We start from the raw sequence: 3,563 nt of genomic DNA on the forward strand, positions 1-3,563 counted from the left end.
GGGGCGAGCGCTATCGATCTGGCGGTGGAGTTGCTCGTCGAGCACGGCGGCCTGGCCGAGCTGGCGGCGGCCCGCCCCGAGGAACTGGCCCGCCGCGCGGGCATCGGGACGGCCAAGGCCGCCGCCCTCGTCGCCGCGTTCCATCTCGGCTCCCGCGCCCGCGCCGGCACCGGCACCGCGACGCGGCTCACCGGCGCGTCCGATGTCGCCGCCGCGGCCCGCCCGCTGTTCACCGGCGCGCGGGTGGAACGGCTGCTGGTGCTGGTGTGCGACGCGCAGAATCGGTTGCGGCGCAAGGTGTTCGTCGCCGAAGGCGCGGTCGATCAGGTGGCCGTCCCGGTCCGCGAGATCCTGAACACCGTCCTGCGCCACGACGGCCGCGCCTTCGCCGTCGTGCACAACCACCCGTCCGGCGACGCGGCGCCCAGCCTGGACGATCGCCGCGCCACCACGCTGCTCGCCGAGGCCGCGCGCACCGTCGGTCTCCGCTTCCTCGACCATGTGGTAATTGCGGGCGAAGCGTGGGCCAGCGCGCCCGCAATTTCGTACTGACCGGTGCGTTGTGTTATCGATATCGGCGGCGATAATATACTTCCTGGTCGGTCAGCAGATGATCGGTGGGTAACTCGGTTATCCGGCGATATCGGCCCGAGGCGTGAATGCAAACGCGCTCAGGTGCTGCTCAGCTGGCTGTTTACGCAGCACATGGCCTGAATTGTGGCATGTCTGCAAATAGCAACATTATATTCGTGATGTGGACGGTGGGCGGCCGTTCCGGGATAAAAGTGAAAATGCGCTATTTGCATCGTGATCCACGGCCTTGAATTACCCTGTTTGTATTCCCGTATTCATTGGGTGGCGACAGGCGGTACGAGATGGAAAACATGCATCACGGTGCGGGTGCGACCGGATGGGAGATCGCCGGCGCGATCGCGATGCTGTCGTGGATGGTGGTGATGTGGGCGGCGGTAGCCGTGCTGATCGTCGCCATGCGCCGCGGCGTGCGGCCGTGGATGTACCGCGGGAGTCTGGGCGTCATCGGGCTCGGCGTCCTGGCGCAGATCGGCCACTTCCAGGAACACGTGCTGCAGGTCGGCTACTGGCTCGGGCACCCGAACTCGCCGGCCTGGATGACGCCGTGGGGCACCGGCCTGGCCAACGGATTCGGGCAGGTCGACACCTCGAAACCGACACTCGGCATGGAGATCCTGCACTTGGCAGGCAATTTCCAGTTCCTCGCCGGTCTGGTGGGGGTCGCGCTGATCACGCATCGGGCGCTGGAGAGCAAGGCGCGCAAATGGGGACGGATGGGCGTGCTGATGCAGGGCATCCACGGCCTCGAACACATCGCGCTGACCGTCTCGGTGGCGTTGGGGGCGAAGGCCATCGGGCTGTCGACCTGGTTCGGGTTGCTCGCCCCCGGTCCCGGGCTGTGGACCTATCGGGTGTGGTGGCATTTCGGGGCCAACGTGATCGGCACGACGATCTTCGTCCTCGCGCTGATCCACCTGTGGCGCGAACGGTCCACCATCGAAGCCACCTTCCGCACGCCGTCCGAGCGGGCCACCCCGGCCGCGGCAGATCTCGCGACGCCGGAGTTGCCGGTCCCGGTCCGATAGCCGTCGGCTCGCTGTTACCCGCCGTCAGCAGGCGACGTGCGGGAAACAGCTTGTGCAGCAGCGGTTAACGGGGACCAGTGGCGGGTGGGGCCGCGGCCGATTCCGGTGTCGACGACGGGGGCGCCGGTTCGGACTGCGCGTCCTGAACCACGCCGGGAATGCGATCCTGCACCACGAACGTGGCCCGTGTCTGTATGGGCGCACCCGGGCGGCGGATGTACGGCACCACCCGGAAGTCGCTGCGCCACAGGCCGTGCTCGAGTTGCACGCGGACGTAGCCGCGCTGCGCGTTGAAGAACTTCAGATCGGGATTGGCGGCGAGCAGATTGCGACCGGACGGGTTCATGTCCACCCCGTCGCCGCCGCTGCTGATCGAGGTGCCGATGAATTCCGAAGCGACAACCGGTGATTCGGGATCGGCGAAGTCGCGGCGCAGGTTCGCGGCATGGTTCTGGTGCCGGTCGCCGGTGATCACCACGAGATTGCGCACACCGAGATCGGCGGCCGCGCCGAGCACCGCGTTGCGGTCGGCGACGTAGCCGTCCCACGAGTCGGTGCCGACCGCGGTGACCGGTCCGGCGTCCTGATCGGACTGACCCATCGACACCTGATTACCGAGGATCTGCCAGCGCGCGGCTGAGCGGGCGAATCCGTCGATCAGCCAATCACGTTGCCGCGCACCCAGTATCGTGCGATCGGCGGCGAGCCGGTCGGCGCAATCGATGACGGTGTTGCCGTCGCCGCAGGCTTGCTTGTCGCGGTACTGCCGGGTGTCGAGCATGGTGATCTCGGCCAGGTCGCCGAAGGCGTAGCGGCGGTGCAGGTGGATCGACGGCCCGGCGGGCAGCTGCGCCCGCCGCAGCGGCTGGTGCTCGTACATCGCCTGGAAGGCGGCGGCCTTGCGGCGGCGGAACAGCGCGGGCAGGCGGTAGATGTCGAGGCCGAGACCGGGGGAGTCGCCCGCCCAGTTGTTGTCGATCTCGTGATCGTCCATGGTGACCAGCCACGGGAACGCGGCATGCGCGTCGCGTAGCGGCGGCTCCGCCTTGGCCTGCGCGTAGCGCAACCGGTACCCGGCCAGGTCCACCGCCTCGCGCTGCATGTGCGGTTCCATCGACATGCCCGCACGCCCGCGGTTCCAGCCCCGCTCATAGATGTAATCGCCAAGGTGCACAACCAGATCCAGGTCCTCGGCGGCCATGTGCTCGTAGGCGGTGAAGAAGCCCGAGGTCCACGACTGGCACGAGGCGAACGCGAAACGCATCCGCGCGGTCGGTTGCCCGGGCGGCGGCGCCGTGCGGGTCCGGCCCACCGGGGAGAGCGCCGATCCGGCCCGGAATCGATAGAAGTACCACCGGTCCGGCGCCAGCCCGCTGATCTCCGGATGCACGCTGTGTGCCAGTTCGCGGGTCGCGACCGCCGTGCCGCGCGCCACCACCTGGCGGAACTGCTCGTCGTGTGCGACCTCGTAATCCACGCTCACCGGAGCCAACGGCATCCCGCCCAGTCCGTCGGGCGCGAGCGGATCCGGGGCGAGCCGTGTCCACAGCACCACGCCGTCGGCTGTCGGCTCACCCGAGGCCACGCCGAGCGTGAACGGGTCGTCGGACCAGCGCGGGGCGCGAAAGCGGCCGCTGCTCGCCGCGGCGGTCCCGACCAGCACGGCAAGCGACCCGGCACCCCCGAATCTCAGCAGTTGGCGTCGCGACAGACCCATACGTCAGGGTATATCGGTGATCGGCTGGTCCGCCGGGCGTTGGCTGCTGGTGGGTGGTGTGGGGGTTGTCCGTCCGAGGCTCCGGGGGAGCAGCGGCCTCAGCTGGGCGGGCCGAGCCGGAGTGGCTTGTACTCGGGTTCGGTCTTGCCGGTGCCTGACTTGGGATCGGCGTCCGGGGTGCCCGCGACCGGTGACGCGGCGCTGAGCGAGGCCATTCCCGCACTGCC

3 protein-coding genes are annotated in these 3,563 nt (G+C 68.9%); 2 read left to right on the plus strand and 1 reads right to left on the minus strand.

Annotated elements, in window-relative coordinates; all coding sequences use genetic code 11:
• Together TY25_RS04960 and TY25_RS04965 are read left to right on the plus strand one after the other, a co-directional pair.
• On the plus strand, positions 1 to 552 hold a 552-nt coding region (locus TY25_RS04960), incomplete at its 5' end, for a JAB domain-containing protein (RefSeq protein ID WP_042254421.1).
• Between the two features lie 323 nt (positions 553 to 875).
• A complete protein-coding gene (locus TY25_RS04965; protein WP_042254422.1) occupies positions 876 to 1,619 on the plus strand; it encodes a DUF6008 family protein in 744 nt (247 codons plus the stop codon).
• 64 nt (positions 1,620 to 1,683) lie between these two features.
• On the opposite strand, the gene TY25_RS04970 is transcribed toward TY25_RS04965, so the two are convergent.
• A complete protein-coding gene (locus tag TY25_RS04970; protein WP_042254423.1) occupies positions 1,684 to 3,336 on the minus strand; it encodes an alkaline phosphatase D family protein in 1,653 nt (550 codons plus the stop codon).
• Positions 3,337 to 3,563 lie beyond the last annotated feature (227 nt).

Origin of the sequence: Nocardia brasiliensis NBRC 14402, assembly GCF_000308475.2 — a bacterium.
GTDB lineage: Bacteria > Actinomycetota > Actinomycetes > Mycobacteriales > Mycobacteriaceae > Nocardia > Nocardia brasiliensis.